A 21,025-nucleotide genomic window follows, 5' to 3' on the forward strand; every position below is an offset into this window, starting at 1 on the left:
TCCGCAATGGACTTGCTCGTGTTGCAGCTTGTAGCTTGCGGCTTGATTCTCTTCAGGCAGGAACCGGCTCGCCCTGGGCGATTTCACCGTTACGCTCGGAGACCTGGCCATTCAGGGTGAACAGGTCATACAGTACGCCGAAGCCGAGCAGGCCCAGCGTCAGCAGGTAGAGCACCCCGGTGCCGATCTTGCCCATGTAGAAGCGGTGGGCGCCGAAGATACCGAGAAACAGCATCAGTACCCAGGCCACGCTGTAGTCGGTCTCGCCGCTCTTGAACTGGTTATTGGCGTCCCGGTTCATGCCCGGAATCAGGAAGGCATCCACGATCCAGCCGATCAGTAACAGCCCGGCGGTCAACATCCACAGCAGGCCGGTGAGCTGGCGGCCATAGTAAAACCGGTGGTAACCGAAGATCCCGCCGAAAAACCATAGCAGATAGCCGATGGGTGTCAGGTGCGTTTCTTTTTGTTGTTGCATGGGTTTTCCCCTCCATTGGTAAAGTAAAAAGCGTCCCTGCGGTTACCGGATCATCCCGTCACAGATAACGGGTATGTGTAGGAGCTATGCTTGCATGGCGAACCTGCCTGCGGGTGGTTCGCCATGCAAGCATAGCTCCTACAGCCTATTCGTAGGCCGGGTTATTACCTCTATTCCGTGTCCTCAATGCTCAATCCCCGCGTGGCCACATCCAGGCTGGAGGCGTCGGTCTCGTTGCCCAGTTTGATCATCAGGCGCAGATCGTTGGGCGAATCCGCGTGGAGCATAGCGTCTTCGTAGGTGATTTCCCCGGCGGAGTAGAGATCATAGAGTGCCTGGTCGAAGGTCTGCATGCCCTGTTCCCGGGACTTGCTCATCAGCTGCTTGAGCATGTGCACTTCGCCCTTGCGGATATGATCCTGAACCAGCGGCGTACCCAGCAAGACCTCAATGGCCGCACGGCGACCCTTGCCGTCCGGGGTGGGAATCAGTTGCTGGGCAACGATGCCCTTCAGGTTCAGGGACAGATCCATCCACAGCTGGCCGTGACGGTCTGCCGGGAAGAAGTGGATGATCCGGTCCAGCGCCTGGTTGGCGTTGTTGGCGTGCAGGGTGGCCAGACAGAGGTGGCCGGTTTCCGCGAAGGCGATGGCCTTGTCCATGGTTTCCGGGGTCCGGATCTCACCGATCAGAATCACGTCCGGTGCCTGACGCAGGGTGTTCTTCAGCGCCACATCGAAGGACTCGGTATCGATGCCCACCTCGCGCTGGGTGACGATACAGCCCTGATGCTGATGGATGAATTCGATGGGGTCCTCAATGGTAATGATGTGACCCTTCGAGTTCTTGTTGCGGTGGCCGATCATGGAGGCCAGCGAGGTGGACTTACCGGTACCGGTGGCGCCCACAAAGATCACCAGGCCCCGCTTGGTCATGGCCAGTTCCTTGATCACTGGCGGCAGTCGCAGATCATCCACATTGGGAATCTTGGTCTCGATGCGACGCAGGACCATGGCCACCAGATTCCGCTGATAGAAAGCGGACACCCGAAAACGGCCGACGCCCCGGGCAGAGATGGCGAAGTTGCACTCGTGGTGCGCCACGAATTCCTTGCGCTGCTGCTCGGTCATCACGCCGAACACGATATCCCGGGTCATGTCCGGGGTCAGCGCGCTCTTGGTGACCGGCAAAATCTTGCCGTTCACTTTCATGCTGGGGGGCACGCCGGCGGTAATGAACAGGTCGGACCCGCCTTTCTGCACCATCAGTTTGAGGAGCTCTTCGAATTCCATCTGTCATTCTCCTCGTTAGATTGAGTCCGGGCTCTTGGCTTTTTCCCGCGCCACTTCACGGGATACCAGCCCTTTCTGCACCAGGCCCTGCAGGCACTGATCCAGGGTCTGCATGCCCAGGGCGCCACCGGTCTGGATGGCGGAATACATCTGCGCCACTTTATCTTCGCGGATCAGGTTCCGGATCGCCGGGGTACCAATCATGATTTCATGGGCCGCCACCCGGCCGCCGCCGTTCTTTTTCATCAGGGTCTGGGAAATCACCGCTTGCAGTGATTCCGACAGCATGGAACGGACCATGGATTTTTCTTCGGCGGGGAACACGTCCACCACCCGGTCAATGGTCTTGGCGGCGGAGGTGGTGTGCAGGGTGCCGAACACCAGGTGACCGGTTTCTGCCGCGGTCAGTGCCAGACGGATGGTTTCCAGATCCCGCATTTCCCCCACCAGAATGATGTCCGGATCTTCCCGCAGGGCCGAGCGCAGTGCTTCGGCGAAGCCCAGGGTGTCACGGTGCACTTCCCGCTGGTTGACCAGACACTTCTTGGATTCGTGCACGAATTCGATGGGGTCCTCGATGGTGAGGATATGCTCGTAGCGGGAATCGTTGATGTAGTCGATCATCGCCGCCAGGGTGGTGGACTTACCGGAACCGGTGGGCCCGGTAACCAGCACAATGCCCCGTGGCATCTCGGAAATCTTCTGGAACACCTTGCCCATGCCCAGGTCTTCCATGGTCAGCACTTTCGAGGGAATGGTCCGGAATACCGCACCGGCGCCCCGGTTGTGGTTGAAGGCGTTGACCCGGAAACGGGCCACGCCGGGCACCTCGAAGGAGAAATCGGTTTCGAAGAATTCCTCGAAGTCCTTGCGCTGCTTGTCGTTCATGATGTCGTAGATCAGCGCGTGGACTTCCTTGTGCTCCATGGCCGGCAGATTGATGCGGCGCACGTCCCCGTCTACGCGGATCATCGGTGGCAGGCCGGCGGACAAGTGAAGGTCGGAAGCGCCGTTTTTGGCGCTGAAGGCGAGCAGCTCGGTAATATCCATGGGTGTCTACTTGGGTTGTCTGGTATTGAAAGGGAGCCCGATGCCCCCTTTTGTTATTATGTCGGCAGCCTGAAACCGGCTTCCTCAGAAATTCGTCGCATGCCTAAAGTAACCCGACCTCTTGAGCCGTTCAATAATGACAGACTCCAAAAGCCCACTGGCGCAAGTTAATACGCAAATAAATGCATTTTGTGAGCAGTCCGGTCGCGCCAGCGACAGTGTGCAGCTGTTGGCGGTGAGCAAGACCCGCACAGCGGATGAAGTGGCCCGTCTGGCTGACCAGGGGCAGCGGCACTTCGGCGAGAACTATCTGCAAGAGGGTCTGGACAAGATAGCGGCGCTGCAGGGCAAGGAGCTGGTGTGGCATTTCATCGGCCCGATCCAGTCCAACAAGACGCGCGATATCGCGGCCCATTTTGACTGGGTGCACTCCGTGGACCGGCTAAAAGTGGCCCGCCGGCTCAGTGACCAGCGGCCGACGGGGTTGGCGCCGCTGAATGTCTGTATCCAGGTGAATGTGGACGATGAAGACAGCAAAAGCGGCATTCCGCTGGATGCGGTGCCTGCCCTGGCAGAGCAGATTGCAGCCTTGCCCAACCTGCGCCTGCGCGGGCTGATGGCCATTCCCCGGGCAAACAGCGAGGACAACAGCCGGGGAGCTTTCCGACAGCTCGCCATGACACTGTCACAATTGCGCAATACAATGCCGTCCCTCGATACGCTCTCCATGGGTATGAGTGCGGATTTCGGCGTAGCCATCGAAGAAGGCGCCACCATCGTCCGTGTGGGCACCGCCCTGTTTGGTCCGCGCACTCCCTGACGGCTGAACCCCCCGCCGTTGGCCCAACGACAAGCGTACGCGTTACAACACACGACAAGGATTGCGCAGTTATGGCACAACAAAGCATCGGATTTATTGGCGCTGGCAACATGGCCACCAGCCTGGCCGGCGGCATGGTGGCGAAAGGAATTCGCCCCGCCCGTATCTGGATGAGCGACCCCTCCCGTGACCGTCTGGAGGAAGTCTCCCAGCTGCACCGGGTCCATGTGACCAACGAAAACCGGGATGTGGCCGGGCGGGTGGACGTGCTGGTGCTGGCGGTCAAGCCGCAAATGATGCAGGCCGTGTGCGAGGATCTGCGCGACCTGATTGCCGATCGCCAGCCGCTGGTGATCTCCATTGCCGCCGGCGTGACCGTGGCCAACCTGCGGAGCTGGCTGGGGGAGACCCCGATCGTGCGTTGCATGCCCAACACCCCGTCGCTGGTACAGGCGGGTGCCACCGGGTTGTATGCCGCCGAGGGGGTGAGCGATGAACAGAAAACCATGGCCAAGGAAATCCTGGGTTCCGTGGGGCTGACCTTCTGGTTTGCCCAGGAAAAGGAACTGGATGCGGTCACTGCGGTGTCCGGCTCCGGCCCGGCCTACTTCTTCCTGCTGATGGAATCCCTGATCGAAGCCGCCAAGGCCCAGGGCCTGGACCCGGCCACCGCTCGCCAGATGGTATTGCAGACCGCCTGGGGGGCAGCGCAACTGGCTGTGGCCAGTGAAGCGGGCCCGGATGTGCTGCGCCAGCAGGTCACCAGCCCCGGTGGCACCACCGCCGCGGCCCTGAATGTCTTCGAGGAAGCGGGTTTCCGCGAGCAGGTTCAGGCCGCCGTGGCAGCCGCCCGGGAGCGCTCGGAAGAGCTGGCGGGCTGAACAACTTTTGTAGGAGCGTCGCTGGCGGCGCGATAACCCACGCCAAAATCGCGCCGCCAGCGACGCTCCTACATACATCTCCCCCTTTGAATTTTTCCCTGCGTGCCCCAAACTCTTCCCCTGTCGCGAACCACGGAGTCATCCATGAACCCCCAGGGCGCCCTGTTTTTCCTGCTGGACTTTGTTTTCAGCGCCTACATCTTCATCGTACTGACCCGCTTTGTGCTGCAGCTGGCCCGGGCGGATTTCTATAATCCCATCTCCCAGTTCGTGCTCAAGGCCACCAATCCGCTGCTCAAGCCCCTGCGCCGGGTGATTCCCGGTTACGGTGGGCTGGATATCGCTTCCCTGGTTCTGGTGGTGGTGCTGATCATCCTCAAGACGGTGATTTTGCTGAGCATCCAGGTGGGTGGGCTGCCCAGCGGCATCGGTGGGGCACTGGTCATCCATGCGCTGCGTGAACTGGCCAACCTGATCCTCAATTATGTGTTCTGGACGGTACTGATTCGGGTGTTGCTCAGCTGGGTGGCGCCGGACCCCTACAGCCCGGTGGTTCGGGTAATCGTGCAGATCACCGAACCGATCATGGCCCCGGTGCGCAAACTGCTACCGCCCATGGGGGGCTTCGACCTGAGTCCGTTGTTTGTGCTGCTGGGTATCCAGCTGCTGCAGATTCTGTTTCAGCTACGCTGAGCAGTGCGTTTCCAGGAGGCGCCCCGGGGCGCCTTTTTTGTGTGGCGACAACAAACTCTGCGCAAGCTTTTTACTTGCGGGCCGTAGCCGTATACAAATAACGACTGCGGAAATGTTACCTGAACAGGATCAGTATCATGGATGAGGGGGTAGACCTGCGTCTGGCAGGGCTGAAGGAACTGCATCGGTTGTCGTTGCTGAGTGGTGCGGACAGCAGCGAGCTATACCGACAGTATCTGGAGGTGGGTTGCCGCCTGCTGGGGCTGTCCGTGGGAATCATCAGCCGTATTCACGGTGACCAGTACCGGGTATTGGCCGTGCAGTCCGCTAACGATGCCGTCCGCACGGGTGATCAATTCGCCCTGGGAGATACCTACTGCGCAGGGGTCATGGCCAAACAGGGTTCAGTGGCACTGCACGACGTGGGAGCCCTCGAATCCATGCGCTCCCATCCGGCCTATACGGGGCTGCAGCTGCAGGCCTACATCGCGACCCCTGTCCGGGTGCAGGGTGAGATCGTGGGTACCCTGAATTTCAGCGACACCCGACCCCGCCCGGAGCCGTTCAGTGTCGAGGAAGTGGAGTTGCTGGAGCTCATGGCCCAATCATTGGGCCATGGTCTTGAGCGAAGCTGGCAGGACGCCCAGCGGGTGCAGGCGGCGGAAGACATGGAAGCCAGTGTCGCCCTGTTCGAGGGGGCGTTTCGTCACGCTGCCATCGGCATGGCGATTGTGGCTCCCAATGGCCGCTGGCTGCGGGTGAATGAGGCGGTGAGTCAGATTGTCGGCTACAGCGACACCGAGCTTCTCGAGATTGATTTCCAGGCCATCACGCACCCGGATGATCTGGACCGGGATCTGGAGTACGTGGAGAGCCTGCTGCGCGGTGAAGCGACCTCCTACCGCATGAAAAAACGTTATACCCACAAAGACGGTCATGAAGTGTGGGTGCTGTTGGCGGTGTCGCTGGTGCGCAACAGTGACGGTAGCCCGCGCTATTTCCTGTCGCAGCTGGAAGACATTACCGCCCAGGTGAACGGGGAAATCGCCCTGCGCGAACAACGGGATGAGCTGGAACAGCTCAATCGCGAACTGGCCGGACTGGCCCGCCAGGATGCGCTCACCGGTCTCAGCAATCGGCCGGTGATTCTGGAGCAGTTGCGTCAGAATCTGACCTTGGGTTTGCGAACCCGTGAGCCCCTCTCGCTGTTGCTGGTGGAAGTGGGCAACCTGGATAAGCTCAACCAGCAGCACGGGCATGCTGCCGGCGATGATGCCCTGGTAGCGGTGGCCGAGGCCCTGGCCGGACTGGGAGGGGACAGTGGTTGCCTGGGGCGCTTCACCGGCAAGCAGTTCCTGATGGTGCTGCCGGAAGCCGGCCTCAACCAGGCCGAGGATGTGGCGGAGGATTGCCGCCAGGCGGTGCTGTCTCTGCCTGGCCTGCCCACCCCTCTGACAGTGAGTCTGGGGGTGGCAACCCTGATGCCCTGTGATGCGGAGAAAGACGACTACGGCTCCACGGACACCGCCCTGCAGGCGGTGGAAGCCGCCCTGGTTGCCGCCCGGGAGGCGGGCAGGAACTGTTGCCGGACGGTGACGTTGTAAGGGAAAAATCCGTTACGAGTTACGAGAAGCGAGAAGCGAGAAGCGAGAAGCGAGAAGCGAGAAGAAACCGGTTTGGCCTTTCGCTCCTCGTCACTCGCTTCTCGCTCCGGGCCGCCCCTTTCCTGAAACGCTGTTGTGTTTCGCCCCTGCCGTTTGCCGGGATACGGCCTGTATCGTATTGTAAGTTCCAAAAAGGAACCTACAATAACGGGCATTCCTTATGACCAACAGGACATGCCATGAATATTGCAACGCTGACCGGCCTGGAAATCATGCAGGCCTTCGCCGCCGGCAACCTGCCGCGCCCGCCCATCTCGGACACCATGCCCATGACGCCGGATCAGGTAGAGGAGGGACGGGTGGTCTTCCTGGCCACTGCGGATGAACGCCATACCAACCCCCTGGGTGGCGTCCATGGGGGCTTTGCCGCCACCGTGCTGGACTCGGTCACCGGCTGTGCCACCCATACCGTACTGGCGGCGGGCGAGAGTTACGGCACCACGGATCTGAACATCAAGATGTGCCGGCCGTTGCCATTCAACAAGACCCTGCGCGCGGAAGGCCGGGTGATCAACGCGGGTCGTAACCTGGTGATCAGCGAAGGACGCATCGAAGACGAGGACGGCAAACTCTATGCCCATGCCACCGCCACTTGCATGGTGATACGCCAAGGCTGAGGCCCGCCGCCGGGTTGTCTCTGCCGCTCTGCGGTGTAGCCTGAGGGCAGGGTCCGGCGATCCTGCCGGGCCGGTACCGGAAGGAGGCGCTATGGAGACACAGTGGTTTGACCGGGGCTGGGGCCACCTGGAAGACGATGGTCGGCAGGCCCGGGAAATGGAGTTGCGCAGTCGCCTGCTGATGAATTTGCAACAGGGCATCACCGATAAGGGCTGGAACCGGGATCATGCCTGTCGGTGGCTGGATTTGTCCGCGGCTCGGGTGGATGCGCTGCTGGCTGGGAAGATTGGTGCCTTCAGCCTGGATGATCTGGTTGCCCTGATGGAGCAGGCCGATATCCACTGGCGGGTGTCACAGCAGGACAAAGCCCTGCTGAATCACCTGATTCGCGAGCAGCGGGCCGGCACCGGCGCCTGAGGCTCTCGCCCCGGGAGCCGGTCTGCGGGGGATGCGTCTGGCTCTCAGTCCGCGAGCAAAGCGCCAACGGATCAAACGGGGAAATGGACTTCCGGGTGTGACGGATTACCACAGGCAGGGCGTCTTGCCCTGTTTTTCCTGGGAGGCCATCCAGTCGAGAATGCGCCCCCCCCCCCCCCCCCTTTTTGGGGGGGTACAGCAGACAAGCGGCGGCCTAGGATTGTGACCAATTACTCAAAACACTAGGGGATTGGTCATGAGGGGTATCGCTCAAGATCGAGGTGGCAAATGGCTGCCGGTTATCGGGTGTATCGGTCTGGGGCTGCTACTTACCGCTTGTGGTGGTGATAGCAGCAACCGCAAAGAAGGAACACCTCCGTCGGTTGGAGGCGGTACGCCGCCCGTTCAAGCAACGCTGCAAGGTACTGCAGCCATCGGTCAGGCGATAGCCAATGCGACTATCACGGCCTCCTGCCAGGATGGCTCCGGTTTCACCCTTTCCCCTGTTACCACTGACAGCAATGGCAAATGGAGTGGCAAGGTCGAAAACGACCAGTTGCCTTGCCTGCTGGAATTGAGTGGTGGCACGCCTGCGATTGAACTGACAAGTATGGCTTTCACGGCGGGGACGACCAATATCAGTCCGCTCACCCAACTTGCTCTGGTTATGGCCAAAACAGATGCAGAACTGGATTGGAAGCCTACTGTTGCGAACTGGCCCAGCGAAGCAGAGGTCAATTCTGCCGCTACCGAACTTGTCAACGCACTAAAAGAAAAGGGATATGCCCCTGACAGTCTGCAGGGCAATCCTTTCGGTACAGAGTTTGATGCCGATGGTACGGGTTGGGATGCGTTACTCGATGCGATTCGGGAACTGGTGGAAGATCCTGCGGGTGCTATTGATGGTTATGACGCGCTGGCCCAGCTTTTGGCCGAAGGTAATCTCAATACCCTGCCGGATCACGAAGAACAGAATAACCCGGAATTGCCGGCCAACCTAGATGTGCTTACCGGATATGCAGGGACCTATACTGTGATTGGTTCGGGTACGGGTGATCCTGGTTACTGTGGCAGTTGCGGTATCGCCAATCGCGATCACAGTCGTGGCACGGTCATCATCACGGCTCAGGGTGATATCGACTTTGACGATGGAATTAACCTTACTGCTACGGATATTGTTGCCATATATGACCGAAAAAATATCGACTTTGACCGACGGATAGCGGTGAACTTTGGCGAGTCTGATAGTGACGAGCGGGTTCGTCTTTACCTGAATAGTGATCTGGACGTCGTGGAAATCATTCATGATGACGGCCAAGGCACAACGACCCGTGCATTGATTCAGGAAGAGACTGTTTCCCCCGAGGTGCAAGCCAGTATCGATAGTGCCGATTTCGGTGCTAATGCCAACCCTACACAAGCCGAATTTCTGGCATTGATGACGGCGACCTGGCCGGTTGCCATTTATGAAACACCGGAATCCAATCCGCAATGGTATGGCGAAGGCTCGATAACCATCAGCGGATCGACGGCTGACTGGATGATGGAGTTAAAGGGTGCGGACGGCAGCGTTATTTCCAGTTTGCAGTCGAGCGGCGCCTTGACGGGTGCGCTTACCCCTTTCTCTGAAGAGGATTATGGCTTTGGTCCTATCTACATGCCTGGCCAGCTTTTCATCAATCAAGGAACAGGAATTACAGAGTTTCTGAATATCTTTGCGGAGTGGGATAGTGGCTTGATTGAGGGCAGTGCAGGGGGCAATGGTGAAGTTAAGTTTCGCAACAGCATGGAGGCTTACGGATCAGGCGTACCAGATATTTTTGTAGATCTGGCAGGTACCTGGAGCGGCTCGGCACAGGTCTCATGCAATGGACCCTTTGGCCCTTTCAGTACAGTGACAAACACCATGGTCATTACCGCAGGAGGGCACTTTACCCTGGATGGGGAGACCCAGCTGTGCGGCGGCACCTTTCCCCAGGAGCTGGAGTGGGGCGGGAATAATGATTTTCTGATTCCGGGAGTGGAGGAAAGCGATGGTGCCTTCCTGATGCATATCGATGCCCAGGATTTTGTCAATGTCAGCGCCGGCAAAATTCAGGTTCGTTTCAACGAAGATATGACAGTGAAAAGCCTGAGTGCATGGGTGAGTGGTGAACTTTTTGAGTTGAGAGATGCGGTAAAACAATAGTTTTTGATCATTCAAAACGCCGGATTTTTCCGGCGTTTATTTGCAATAAATATTAAAATATCACGGAATTAAAAAATGAAAAATCTATCATCAAAGAAGATAAATAAAGCATCATCATTATTTTTTTGCGCATTCATGGCAGGGTGTGCATCCACAGATATGGCGGCAACCTATGACGCTAATGGAAGCGCAGTCAGCCAGGCGGATACCTTCATCGGTGCCGATAGCGAAAAGCACATGAAGGATGTTAAAAAAGTAGGTGTATTGTCCTGCAATGTGATGTTCGGCATGACTACTTCAGCATCTGCTTCCACCAGTGGTGGCTTTAGGGCGGGCAATACTCGCGCCATTGGTACTGTTAGTCGTTCGGACGTAAAAGTCTCTGTGACCTATACGGCCCAGGGTATCGAAGAGCGGGATCTTCAGCGTATTGCTGATCGCGCTTGTGACGATGCGGAGAAGCAGCTGAGCAATGCCGGTTTCCAGTTGGTTTCCCATGACATCATAAAAGCCAACTCGCATTACAAGAACATTCAGGCGGGTGGGCGAGCCAGTCCATTTGAGTATAAGGGCGATGGCGGTACACGCTATCTGGTATTGGCGCGTAGTGGTGAGGCGGTAACTGACTCACGATATATTGGAGCGAGTAAAGGATTGGCGCAATCATTCAAGTCTGTATCGGGAGAGTCAACCGCACAGCTCGAAGCGCAGATGATGAAAGAGCTTAATATAAGTGGTGTAAATATTAACCTTCTGGTGGATTTCGCGGAATTGCAGGGCGATGGTCATAAGAGCTGGGCGGGTCTTAGCAATAAGGACAATGCTAAAGTAAGCAGCAAGGTAGAGTTGGCGGTTACCGGCGATTTGCGTTTCCAGCCTGTCGGAAACATAAAGTGCGCGCGCGCATCGCTGATGAATCCGGCAGATGTATGTTCGATTTTGCCCCACCATCAGCCGGTTTTCGCTGCCAAGCAGGCAATTGCTAGCCCTGCAAAGTTTTACAGCAGCATTGATAACGTGACCACTACGAGCGACAAGGTGACTTCTGGCGTGACCAAAACGCTTGGCATGCTCAGTGCCCTTGGCGGCGTATCCAGCAGTGTGGCCCGGGATATCACCCGTTATCAGGTAAACGTACTTCCGGATGTCTACCAGGCGGAGGCTTTCACCCTTTCTAGCGGTTTCATGGGCATGGCTGCTGCCAAGGCAGCGGCAGTTCGCTAAACCTCCAGTGCATACAAACGGGCCCCTGAAAAAGGCCCGTTTGTATTTATCGGGTCAGTTAGAAGAACTGGCCAGCGGGACTTCCAGCACTACCTTCCACTGGCCATCAACATTGTGATGCTCAAAGCGACCACTTAACTTGCGTGCTCGACCGGCCATGATATCAAGGCCGCGAATAGCTGTTGATTGGCTTGATGTAAGCGCGCCGTCATTTTCGATTACCAGCGTCAGTATGTTTTCTCGGCTGTCTATCGAGACGGTGAGAACAGACGTTGATGAATGTTTCAATGCGTTGGTAACAGCTTCCCGTAAAATTCGGGTTAGCTCGCTGAACTGGCTTGCGGCCAGTACCATCGAGTTAGGTTTGCCATGCCATTCCAGCGTAGTGCCATGATCTTTGCAGCGCTGAGCGGTTTCCTCATGCCACTGGATTATGGCTGCCTCAAGTGACAAGGACTCGCCTTCCATATCTTTAAGAAGATCTCGCAAATCATGGATGGCTTCACGAACCAGCGGCTTAGTGGTGTCTGTTGAACGATGTAAAAGCTGTAAGAGTTTTGCTCCCAGATCGTCGTGCATGTCTCGTCGAATGCGAAGCCGTTCCTCTCTGGCACCTTTAGCGTGCGCAAGCTTAGCCTGGCTGACCAGTTGATGTAGAGATAGCACAAGGCTTGCTATTCGTGTGTCTTGGCGGTTGAAAAGGCGTTCGCCATGCTTTGGGTGATGCAGTAACCAGGATCGCTGTTCAAGGGGTTCGGGAACGCTGAGGCTTTGGCCTTTATTGATAATGGTTATCTGGGAACTTGCCAGAGGAGCGGGTTCCATGAAAAGGGGATCAAATACCGCCTGAAGCGCTTCTTCTACACCGGACCGCGAATCGGATACGTTTTGAGCATCCAGCATCGCGGGTAGTGCCTGTGCGAGCCATTCGTCCAGTTCCTGATGATTACGCAGAAATAGCTTTTTCCAGAGTAGCTGACGTAACGGAAAATATAGCCAGCCGATAAGGGCGACTGACAATGTCAGTGTGATCGGGCCAGACAAGCTGAGGAGCATCGCCAGAACCAAGTCGGTCAACATGATCAAGAGACCGCCCAGTAACCAGGACCATAAAGAAAACCACCATTGCTCCAGATCGAAGAGCCGATGTCGAACAACACCAAGAGCCATACCCAGATACATCAGTAGGAAGGTGGTAAACAGCAGGCCCTGTGAAGCGGGTTGGGCGACCTGAAAGATAGCAGGAAGGATCATGCCACCTGCAAAAAAAGCCGTGCCGGTCACAATTGAAATCACTACCCATCCCAATGCAGAACGATGATGGGGCTTTTCTTTTGTTTTTGTCCATTGCCAGACCGACCCGGACAGTCCGATCAGGAAAATACCCATGACCCAGGAGTGGAAGCCTTCAACGGGGCTGTTCACCAACTGCAACTGGTCAATGAGAATGGCAACGGTAAAGGCGAGATAAAAGCCCGTGGTGAGCCAATGGCCGGGGGCCTTTCGGGGGTAATTCCACAAAAAGGCGCCCAGGGAAGCAGAAAACAGAAGAGCGCCAAAATGATTGATACCGGATAACCAGGCAAACATCGTTCCTGGAATGAAAAAATCACGGGTGCTATAGATAGCGGCCGCGGATGAAAAAAGCACATAACTCAACCCGGTTAGGGCAAAGGAGTGTATGGCGATTTCTCGCTTTGCTGGAATCCAGACAAGCAGGCAGATAACCATGCCGGCCAGTCCGCATAAGAGTTGTAACCAGAACAGGCCGGATAACTGGGTAAGTGATCGTGACCGGCGTTCCATGGAATATTCTTTCCCGGTGTCGCTGACGATTTTCAGGGTGCCTGCAGATAGCCATTTGTAAAGAGTCTGATGGCTGTCAAAAAAAGTGTTCAAATCGGCATAGTGAGGAAGGACATCCGGTTCTTCGATGAGCAGTGATACATCCGCAGTCTGTATTGACTCACCGTTAGTGAAAGCTGTAACAATCACAGATTGTCCATCCGGCAGCTGTGCCTGAATGCGATCACCATTTATCTGAAACGTCGTGTCGCTACCGGGCAGCGCCAGCGCCAGAGTGATGATCATAAAGCCATAAAAGGAAACCAGGGCTAGTCCGGCAATAATGCGCGTTTTGAGCGAAAGCATGCATGTTACCTATATGTAAAGTGGCGCCGGCCCCTTTTTTGGGGGGTTGATTCATGGGGCCTCTAGCGACTACTACTACGTTTCTTCGAGTAAATTGTTTTTACAATGCTGAAGAATATATGATTTCTGTGTGTTGAATCACAGTTTTATTTCCCTGGTTTTTGGAGCTCAAGAATGAATGCAATCAGGCAGGTTTTGATTGTGGAAGATCTGCCTGATGTGGCGGATTGGCTGCATACACAGGTATCGAATTTATTGACTCCGGAAACGGTTGATCAGGTGGCTACTCTGGCGGATGCCAGGCTAAAAATAGCAGCAGGACCCTACGACCTTGCACTGGTTGACTTGGGATTGCCGGATGGTGATGGCGTAGCCCTGGTGCGCCCTTTTAAGGAAATGAATCGTCATTCACTATGCGTGGTAACGACCATTTTTGATGATGCCGAGCATTTGTTCGGCTCTTTGCGCGCTGGCGCTGACGGTTACCTGTTGAAAGATGATGCCGAGCCGGAATTTGGCGAGCAGCTAGCAGGCATTCTGGCGGGGCGGCCGCCTCTTTCTGCCTCTATAGCACGCCGATTACTTGAGCAGTTTCATCCGGATTTCAGTGAAAGAGAGGCGACGCTCACCCGAAGAGAGAGGGATATTCTGACCCTGATAGCCAAGGGATTAAGTGTCAAATATGCTGCAGAAAAATTGGGCATTTCCCATTACACGGCTGCAGGTTACATGAAGAATGTGTATGCCAAGTTGCAGGTGAATACCCGGGCAGAAGCCACTCTCAAGGCGATTCATATGGGTTTGGTGAATCCTTCCTGATCCGTTGTTGTTATTGGTTCTATACCCCCGTGTTTGAGGGGTGCTGAAAATTTCCTGTCAGCCCTATGATGTTGAAATCGTTTCATCAATCAGCGTGGGTATCGGGTATGAAGACAGGAATAGGGACGTTCATTTTTCATGCGGTGCTGCTGGGTATTGTCCTGGCGGTCACTGGCTGTGGTGGTGACAGCAGCAGTAATCGCAGTGGCTCGGGGGGCGAAAATCCCCCCATACCCTCCTCTTCCAGCCTCACCGGTACCGCGGCAATAGGTGCCGCTATTCAGGCCGGAACCGTAAACGCTGAATGTGTCGACGGTAGTGGATTTGCCTCCACCGTCATCACCAATGCTGATGGATCATGGACGGGCAACATTGCCAGCACAGCGCTGCCTTGTGTATTAACTGTTACTGGCGGGACGCCATCGGTGACCTTGCGCAGCTATGCCAGTCAACCGGGCACTATTAATATCACCCCGATCACCGATATGGTGCTGGCACTTACTACCGGCCTGGCGGACGGTAGCTGGATCGCCAAACCGGCCAACTGGCCAGATGCCAGCACCATTGCCAGCAAGAAAACCGAGCTGCTCACCGCCATGACCAATGCCGGTTTTGTGCTGCCTGGTGGGGATCCGTTCAGCACAGAACTGGTGATTGGCGATGCCTGGGACCAGGTTCTGGATGCAATCCAGGAGGCCATTGATGATGACCCCTCCATTGCCGATTACAGCGCCCTGTTGAACCTGGTGAAAGACGGTAACCTGAACCAGTTCCCGGACGCCCCGAAAAAGGAAGAACCGGTAGACCCTGAACTGCCAGTGAACCTGGATGTGCTGACGGATTATGCCGGTACCTATACGGTAATCGGCACCGGCGAGGGCAACCCCGGCTACTGCGCAAGCTGTGGCACCGCCACCCGTGATCATGAGCGTGGCACCGTCACGATTTCAGCCCAGGGCGATATTGATTTTGATACCGGAACCAGCTTTGTCGTTGCCGACATTGTTGCCATTTACGATCGCAAGAGCGTCGAGGCGGATCGTCGGGTGGCTGTGAACTATGGTCAGTCAGATAGCGATGAGCGGGTCCGGCTATATCTCAATGCGGATCTTGAAGTCATCGAAATCATCCATGATGACGGTGCCGGCGCCACCACGCGTGCCTTGATTCAGGAAGAGAACACCGATCCGGTGCCAGAGCCAGGCGCAGAGTTGCTCGATATGCGTAACGGGGTTGCCATTATGCATGACGGAAAGATCTGGGCCATGGAGCAACCCTTTATTGAATCGTTCATGGCAACCACCGCCAAGCGTCAGATCCGCGCTCACAACTATGACAGTGATTTCAACACCATTGATAGCAAACCGTTTAATGGTGATGATCTGATCTGGGTCCAGGTGAACGTGGCCCATGGCGCCTTGGGGACCCAGTTGTGCAGCGCCAGCACGGGAGTGTCCTTGCTGACGGTTGACTATGCCGCCACGCCGCCGCTTCAGAAAATCTGGACTGCGACCGAATGCGAACTGGATGTGGATTACCACTTTAGCAACGGCGCCACGGAAGGACACATCATCAGTGCCACCCTGGGCAACGACAAGGATGATGAGCAGATCACTCTGGGCGGTGGCCAGTTCCGAATCTTTATTCACACCGGTACCGAAGGCGAAGCGCCGGCCCTGGCGGACGAGATTCGTTGGGACATGACGATTGATAGTGGTACCCGTGAGATGCGCTCCGGGCATTTCCTGGGTGGCCGGCCCCTGCTGGATGGCTCCCATCCGGACCATGCGCTGAAATTCCAACTGCAGGCCGGCAGCAACAACAACCCGGCGGCGGGCCAATACAGCTGCGACGATGGTGACACCGAAGTGACCCTGAAGATGGGCTGGATCACCGTCAGCGATCCCCTGTTCAAGTTCCAGAGTGCCAACGGGGGTAATTGCACCGTTACCATCGAACAAAATGCCGGGCGCAAGTATATCGGTTCGTACACCGCTACCCTGATGGGGCCCAGCAACGGAAGTGGTGCTGCCTTTGGCTCCGGCCTGGGAACAGGCGATATCGAACTGCCGGAAGCGGAGCGGACCCTGGTTGTACACGGCAAGTTCCGCAACTTCACTACCCAGACCTTCCATGCCGCCAATAACGGTGACGATGGTGCGCTGGGCAGTGAGGCGCAGGGCATCAGCATGACCATCGATGAGGGCAGCACCCATTTTGTGGCCGGTGAGCGGTTCCTATTGGCATCGGAGGTCTCTTCCAACGGCACCAATGGCTTCTTCTTCCGCCTGTTTGATGATCTGGAATCCCCAAACAACCAGATGCGGATGGTGTGGTCCAATATTCCCATGCAGGTCGGCAGCTTTACCTGCAACACGGATGTGGGCGGTCTGAAACCGACCATGACGATCTCTACCCCCGCGGATATTCCGTACGGTGCCACCTATACTCAATCAGGCACACAGAATCTGTCTGAAGGGGCGTCTTGCACTATCAATGTCACCAGTGTCAGTGACGGAATGGTAGAGGGGAGCTATATCGCCACGCTGGTAGCCAGGAATATAGCACCCGTTTTGCCGGGTAACGATAATTCAATCTCGTTGTCAGGCGAGTTTCGCTATCCCTACACCCCCTGAAAAGCAAGGTAAGGACTCAAAAAATGCCGGGCATTCATACTGCCCGGCGTTTTTTACAAAGGGTTCGGTGCGAATTTTTTGATTACCACAGGCAGGGCGTCTTGCCCTGTTTTTCCTGGGAGGCCATCCAGTCGAGAATGCGCCCACCCAGGGGACGCTGGGTGGCTTCGGCGGCCAGCGCCACTGCTTCACGCAGCCCTTCAATATTGATACCGGTATTCAGCCCACAGCTTTCCAGCAGGTAGACCAGGTCTTCGGTGGCCATATTGCCGGTGGCGCCCGGCGCAAAGGGGCAACCGCCCAGCCCGCCCACGGAGGCGTCAAATTTCCTCACCCCCAGATCGGCCGCTTCCCAGGCCATGGCAGCGGCCAGGCCGCGGGTGTCGTGCAGGTGCACATAAAAGCGCTCTGCACCGATGTCGCGAATCAGTGGCGCCATGATGGCTTTCATCTGTTGCGGGTTGCCGGCGCCGATGGTGTCGGCAATGGCCACCTCGTCACTGCCGGCGGTGAACATGCGCTCGGCCAGCTGCCGGGGCAGGCTCTCCGGCACCGGGCCGTCGTAGGGGCAGGCGAAGGCGCCGGAGATATAAGTGCGCGTGGCAATGCCGTCTTCCCTGGCGGCCTGGATGATCGTCTCGCAGCTCTGCGCCGCCTGCTCCAGGCTCATGCGCAGGTTGCGCTCGTTGAAGGAATCCGTGGTGGACAGCACCAGCGCCACCGTGGGGTAGCCCGCCTCCCTGGCCAGCTGATAGCCCTTCAGGTTGGGGACCAGGGCGGTGTAGTGCAGATGCTCTCCCTGCGGCAGCAAGGGCGTCAGGGCCGCGGCGTCGGCCATTTGCGGAATGGCCTTGGGGCTGACAAAGCTCACCGGTTCCAGGTAGCGCATGCCCGCATCCACCAGCAGCCGGGCCAGTCGGGCCTTGGTGTCCGTGTCCACGGTAACCGGTTGATTCTGCAGGCCGTCACGAAGGCCAACTTCGTTGATGATTGCCGTGTCTGCCATTTGCGTTGCCATGCTGCCGATAAAAGGGGCAGACAGTTTGCCACTGTCACCGGTCCAGCGCGAATGTCCAGAACTGACAGGTTCTTGGTGGTTTTGGTTTTCAGTTCCCGGCCAGCCTGTGGCAACAATGGCATCCGAATTCTAACAACAATCAGGAGCCAACCATGAGCAGCCTGCCGGAGTGTGCCATGCTCAAGCATGTGCACCACAGTGCCTACCGTTGCCGCGATGCGGAGCAGACCCGCTGGTTTTACGAGGACGTGCTGGGTTTGCCGCTGACCCTGGCCATGGTCTTCGACGAGGAGCCGGGTACCGGGCGCAAGATCGACTACATGCACCTGTTCTTCAAGATGGGTGACGACAACTTCATCGCCTTTTTCGACGCCCCGGAAGGGGCCGATGAAAAACTGTTCCGCGCACGCAGCGCCTTCGACCTGCACCTGGCTTTTGAAGTGGACACCCGGGAAGAGCTTAAAGCCTGGCGTCGTCGCATCAATCAGGCCGGTCGCCCCTGCTTTGGGCCCATCGACCACGAGTTCATTCACTCCATTTATTTCTTTGACCCCAACGGCATTCCCCTGGAAATCACCATCAAGGATCCGGACTACGAGGCGGTGGTGGCCAAGGATGCCGCCAACGCTCACCGCGTGCTCAAGGAATGGACCGAAAAAACCCGGGCCCTGAAAGAGCGCAATTTCGGTGCTGCCGCCCTGGACCTGCGCGGCATCGACATGAGCAAAACGGATTTCTCAAAGATCAAGAACCCCAGCGACAAGGATGCGCAGCAATGAGCAAGCACTATGACCGTACCCCCTATCTGGTCACCTTCAGTGAACAATCCCGTTTCAAGGACACCTATGCGGGCCCCATGGATCTGGTGGCCCTGGAGTCCCACCTGCTGACACCCAAAAGCGGACCCGGCAAGACGGTGGTGATTTTCATGCACCCGGTGGGCGGTGGCGCCTACCTGCCCATGGTGTCGGCGCTGGCGAAAGCCGGGGTGTCGGTGATCTATTGCAACAGCCGCTATCGGGGCGCCGATAGCGCCTTGCTGATGGAGAAAGTGGTGGCCGATCTTGGCGCCTGCGTGCGTGATGCCAAAGAGCGGTTGGGTTTTGAAACAGTGGTATTGGCGGGCTGGTCCGGCGGCGGCTCCCTGAGTCTGCTTTACCAGGCGGAAGCGGAAGATCCGCAGATCACCGACACCCCGGCGGGAGACCCCTACGACCTGACGGCCCGGAAGCTGATCCCCGCAGACGGCATCATGCTGCTCGCCGCCCATGTGTCCCGGGCTATTACCATGACTGAATGGTTGGACCCGTCCGTGCTGGATGAAAGCGATCCGGAGCAGCGGGACCAGGAGCTGGATATTTATCATCCGGACTGCCCCAACCAGCCGCCCTACAGCGAGGCGTTCGTGGCCCGGTTCCGCCAGGCCCAGATCGACCGCAACCGGCGCATTACCGGCTGGGTGAAAGAGAAACTGGCGGATTTTCGGAACCGCGGCCTGCCCAACGAGGAATACGGCTTTATCGTCCACCGCACCATGTGCGACGTCCGTTGGCTGGACCCGCAGCAGGACCCCAATGAGCGCCCCCCAGGGACCTGTTATCTGGGCGACCCGCGAACCGTAAACAACGGTCCGGTGGCCCTGGCCCGTTTCAACACCCTGCGTGGCTGGCTGAGCCAGTGGAGCTACGACGATTCCCGCGCCAACGGGCCGGCCTGTGCCGGTCGCATCCGTGTGCCCGCCCTGGTGATTGGTAACACCGCAGACAATGCCTGTACCCCCAGCCATACCCGCCGGCTGTTCGACGGGTTCCAATCAGGGCAGGCCACCCTGTGTGAGGTGGCCGGGGCCAATCACTATTACTTCGGCCAGAACGACAAACTGGCCGAAGCGGTGGCGCACTGCACCACCTGGCTGCAAGAGCAGGGCCTGCTTGCCTAGCTGAAGAGTGCCGCCGTTGGAGCTTTGCTCGCAAAGCGAAAGCTGGGAGGGATCTCAAACCTTCGCTTTGCGAGCAAAGCTCCAACGGGTGAGATAGCGGCCAATTGTGAATTCTCTTCACGCCTTGTCCGACAGTCATACCAGCGGCGCTTCATCCGCCCCGGCACTGGCCTAGCGTCGGTAAAAACAACAACGGAGTAATCACAGGATGGGTTTGATCATTTTTCTTCTGGCACTGGCGGTGCTCAGCACAGTGTCCATCACCCTGTTGTTCTACCTGTGCTGGTTCTACGACCGACGCAGCTTTCCCGAACAGGCCCAGCTTCCCGATGAGCCGCCGCTGCGTCTGATACCGACGGTGGTGGGCATCATCAAGGAAGCCGCCAGCCTCACCGTGCTGGTGTTCAGTTATCCGCTGCGGTTGATTCACGATGCATCGCCGGTGCGCAGCCGCCACCACGGGGAGACCCCGCTGATTCTGGTGCATGGCTACGGCGGCAACAGCGCCAACTTCCTGTTCATGCAATGGCGGTTGAAATGGCGCGGCTGGGGCAATGTCTACTCGGTGAGCTATACCCCGCCGCACATCAACGCGCGTAAATTGGCCCAGCAGGTCAACGACCATGTGGAGCGGATCCTGGCGTCCACCGGGGCGGAAAAAGCCCATATTATCTGCCATTCCATGGGCGGGCCGCTGACTCGCTACGCCCTGAAAAACCTGGGCCTGGCCGGCAAGGTAGATCGGGTGATCACCCTGGGCAGCCCCCACTATGGTTCGCGGATTGCCGGCCTGTTCCCGGCCCAGGGCTCTGCCGCGCAGATGCGCTACCAGAGTCCCTTTGTGCAGGAGCTGGCGGAAGGCGGCAGCTGCCCCGGTGGTGCCCGCTTCTTCTCCATCTATTCGAACCTGGATAACTTTGTATTGCCGGTGTCCACCGCCGTGCTCGACGGCGCCGAAGCCAACATCAATGTGCCCTATCTGGGTCACTGCGCCCTGTTGTACAGCAACCGCGTGCTGGATCAGGTGGAGCGCTGCCTCCTGGCACCGCGACCAGAACATTGATCTGAAACAGTATTGCGATTCCCGTCGACGAGGATCATGGTTAAAGCAGGAGAACAGAAAACCGTGATGCAACA

18 protein-coding genes are annotated in these 21,025 nt (G+C 57.4%); 13 read left to right on the forward strand and 5 right to left on the reverse strand.

What is annotated here, in order from left to right; translation table 11 throughout:
* Positions 1-52: 52 nt before the first annotated feature.
* From C4S63_RS15055 to C4S63_RS15065, 3 genes are all read right to left on the reverse strand, one after another.
* Complete coding sequence (locus C4S63_RS15055; RefSeq protein WP_103918083.1) at positions 53-478, reverse strand: TM2 domain-containing protein; 426 nt, start codon at positions 476-478, stop codon at positions 53-55.
* A gap of 170 nt (positions 479-648) precedes the next feature.
* On the reverse strand, positions 649-1,770 hold the full coding sequence (locus tag C4S63_RS15060; RefSeq protein WP_062815017.1) for a PilT/PilU family type 4a pilus ATPase: 1,122 nt from the start codon (positions 1,768-1,770) through the stop codon (positions 649-651).
* A 15-nt stretch (positions 1,771-1,785) separates the two neighbouring features.
* Positions 1,786-2,820, reverse strand: a complete 1,035-nt coding sequence (locus tag C4S63_RS15065) for a type IV pilus twitching motility protein PilT (protein ID WP_063508870.1) — start codon at positions 2,818-2,820, stop codon at positions 1,786-1,788.
* A 136-nt stretch (positions 2,821-2,956) separates the two neighbouring features.
* On the opposite strand from C4S63_RS15065, the gene C4S63_RS15070 reads away from it, so the two are divergent.
* The 8 genes from C4S63_RS15070 to C4S63_RS15105 all read left to right on the forward strand — a co-directional run bounded on the left by C4S63_RS15070 (position 2,957) and on the right by C4S63_RS15105 (position 11,325).
* Positions 2,957-3,640 carry a YggS family pyridoxal phosphate-dependent enzyme gene (locus tag C4S63_RS15070; RefSeq protein ID WP_103918084.1) on the forward strand — a complete coding sequence of 228 codons (684 nt, stop codon included), beginning with the start codon at positions 2,957-2,959 and terminating at the stop codon, positions 3,638-3,640.
* Between the two features lie 71 nt (positions 3,641-3,711).
* Entirely contained in the window at positions 3,712-4,521 is an 810-nt protein-coding gene (gene proC, locus C4S63_RS15075) for a pyrroline-5-carboxylate reductase (RefSeq protein ID WP_063508868.1), read from the forward strand.
* A gap of 144 nt (positions 4,522-4,665) precedes the next feature.
* A complete protein-coding gene (locus C4S63_RS15080) occupies positions 4,666-5,214 on the forward strand; it encodes a YggT family protein (protein WP_063508867.1) in 549 nt (182 codons plus the stop codon).
* A 137-nt stretch (positions 5,215-5,351) separates the two neighbouring features.
* Positions 5,352-6,818: a PAS domain S-box protein gene (locus C4S63_RS15085; RefSeq protein WP_103918085.1), complete on the forward strand. Its 1,467-nt coding sequence runs from the start codon at positions 5,352-5,354 to the stop codon at positions 6,816-6,818.
* A 239-nt stretch (positions 6,819-7,057) separates the two neighbouring features.
* The gene (locus C4S63_RS15090; RefSeq protein WP_103918086.1) at positions 7,058-7,495 is read left to right on the forward strand and encodes a PaaI family thioesterase; all 438 of its coding nucleotides are present in this window, start codon (positions 7,058-7,060) and stop codon (positions 7,493-7,495) included.
* A 91-nt stretch (positions 7,496-7,586) separates the two neighbouring features.
* The gene (locus tag C4S63_RS15095; RefSeq protein ID WP_103918087.1) at positions 7,587-7,913 is read left to right on the forward strand and encodes an XRE family transcriptional regulator; all 327 of its coding nucleotides are present in this window, start codon (positions 7,587-7,589) and stop codon (positions 7,911-7,913) included.
* 256 nt (positions 7,914-8,169) lie between these two features.
* Positions 8,170-10,101, forward strand: a complete 1,932-nt coding sequence (locus tag C4S63_RS15100; RefSeq protein WP_146063396.1) for a hypothetical protein — start codon at positions 8,170-8,172, stop codon at positions 10,099-10,101.
* Positions 10,102-10,176: 75 nt separating this feature from the next.
* Positions 10,177-11,325, forward strand: a complete 1,149-nt coding sequence (locus C4S63_RS15105; RefSeq protein WP_103918089.1) for a hypothetical protein — start codon at positions 10,177-10,179, stop codon at positions 11,323-11,325.
* Between the two features lie 54 nt (positions 11,326-11,379).
* Here the strand turns inward: C4S63_RS15105 and C4S63_RS15110 are convergent, their stop codons facing one another.
* Positions 11,380-13,476: a sensor histidine kinase gene (locus tag C4S63_RS15110; protein ID WP_103918090.1), complete on the reverse strand. Its 2,097-nt coding sequence runs from the start codon at positions 13,474-13,476 to the stop codon at positions 11,380-11,382.
* Positions 13,477-13,650: 174 nt separating this feature from the next.
* On the opposite strand from C4S63_RS15110, the gene C4S63_RS15115 reads away from it, so the two are divergent.
* Both C4S63_RS15115 and C4S63_RS15120 read left to right on the forward strand, forming a co-directional pair.
* Positions 13,651-14,295: a response regulator transcription factor gene (locus C4S63_RS15115; RefSeq protein ID WP_103918091.1), complete on the forward strand. Its 645-nt coding sequence runs from the start codon at positions 13,651-13,653 to the stop codon at positions 14,293-14,295.
* 107 nt (positions 14,296-14,402) lie between these two features.
* The gene (locus C4S63_RS15120; RefSeq protein WP_146063397.1) at positions 14,403-16,931 is read left to right on the forward strand and encodes a hypothetical protein; all 2,529 of its coding nucleotides are present in this window, start codon (positions 14,403-14,405) and stop codon (positions 16,929-16,931) included.
* An 82-nt stretch (positions 16,932-17,013) separates the two neighbouring features.
* Here the strand turns inward: C4S63_RS15120 and C4S63_RS15125 are convergent, their stop codons facing one another.
* Positions 17,014-17,937 carry a hydroxymethylglutaryl-CoA lyase gene (locus C4S63_RS15125; protein ID WP_063510074.1) on the reverse strand — a complete coding sequence of 308 codons (924 nt, stop codon included), beginning with the start codon at positions 17,935-17,937 and terminating at the stop codon, positions 17,014-17,016.
* Positions 17,938-18,101: 164 nt separating this feature from the next.
* Here C4S63_RS15125 and C4S63_RS15130 point away from each other — a divergent pair, with 164 nt between their 5' ends.
* The 3 genes from C4S63_RS15130 (at position 18,102) to C4S63_RS15140 (ending at position 20,951) form a co-directional block, all read left to right on the forward strand.
* Entirely contained in the window at positions 18,102-18,728 is a 627-nt protein-coding gene (locus C4S63_RS15130; RefSeq protein WP_103918093.1) for a VOC family protein, read from the forward strand.
* On the forward strand, positions 18,725-19,888 hold the full coding sequence (locus tag C4S63_RS15135) for an alpha/beta hydrolase (protein WP_103918094.1): 1,164 nt from the start codon (positions 18,725-18,727) through the stop codon (positions 19,886-19,888). Before C4S63_RS15130 ends, C4S63_RS15135 begins: the two co-directional genes overlap by 4 nt.
* Before the next feature lie 208 nt (positions 19,889-20,096).
* Entirely contained in the window at positions 20,097-20,951 is an 855-nt protein-coding gene (locus tag C4S63_RS15140) for a triacylglycerol lipase (protein ID WP_103918095.1), read from the forward strand.
* Positions 20,952-21,025 lie beyond the last annotated feature (74 nt).

The organism is Alcanivorax sp. DSM 26293 (assembly GCF_900107995.1).
Classification (GTDB): Bacteria; Pseudomonadota; Gammaproteobacteria; order Pseudomonadales; family Alcanivoracaceae; genus Alcanivorax.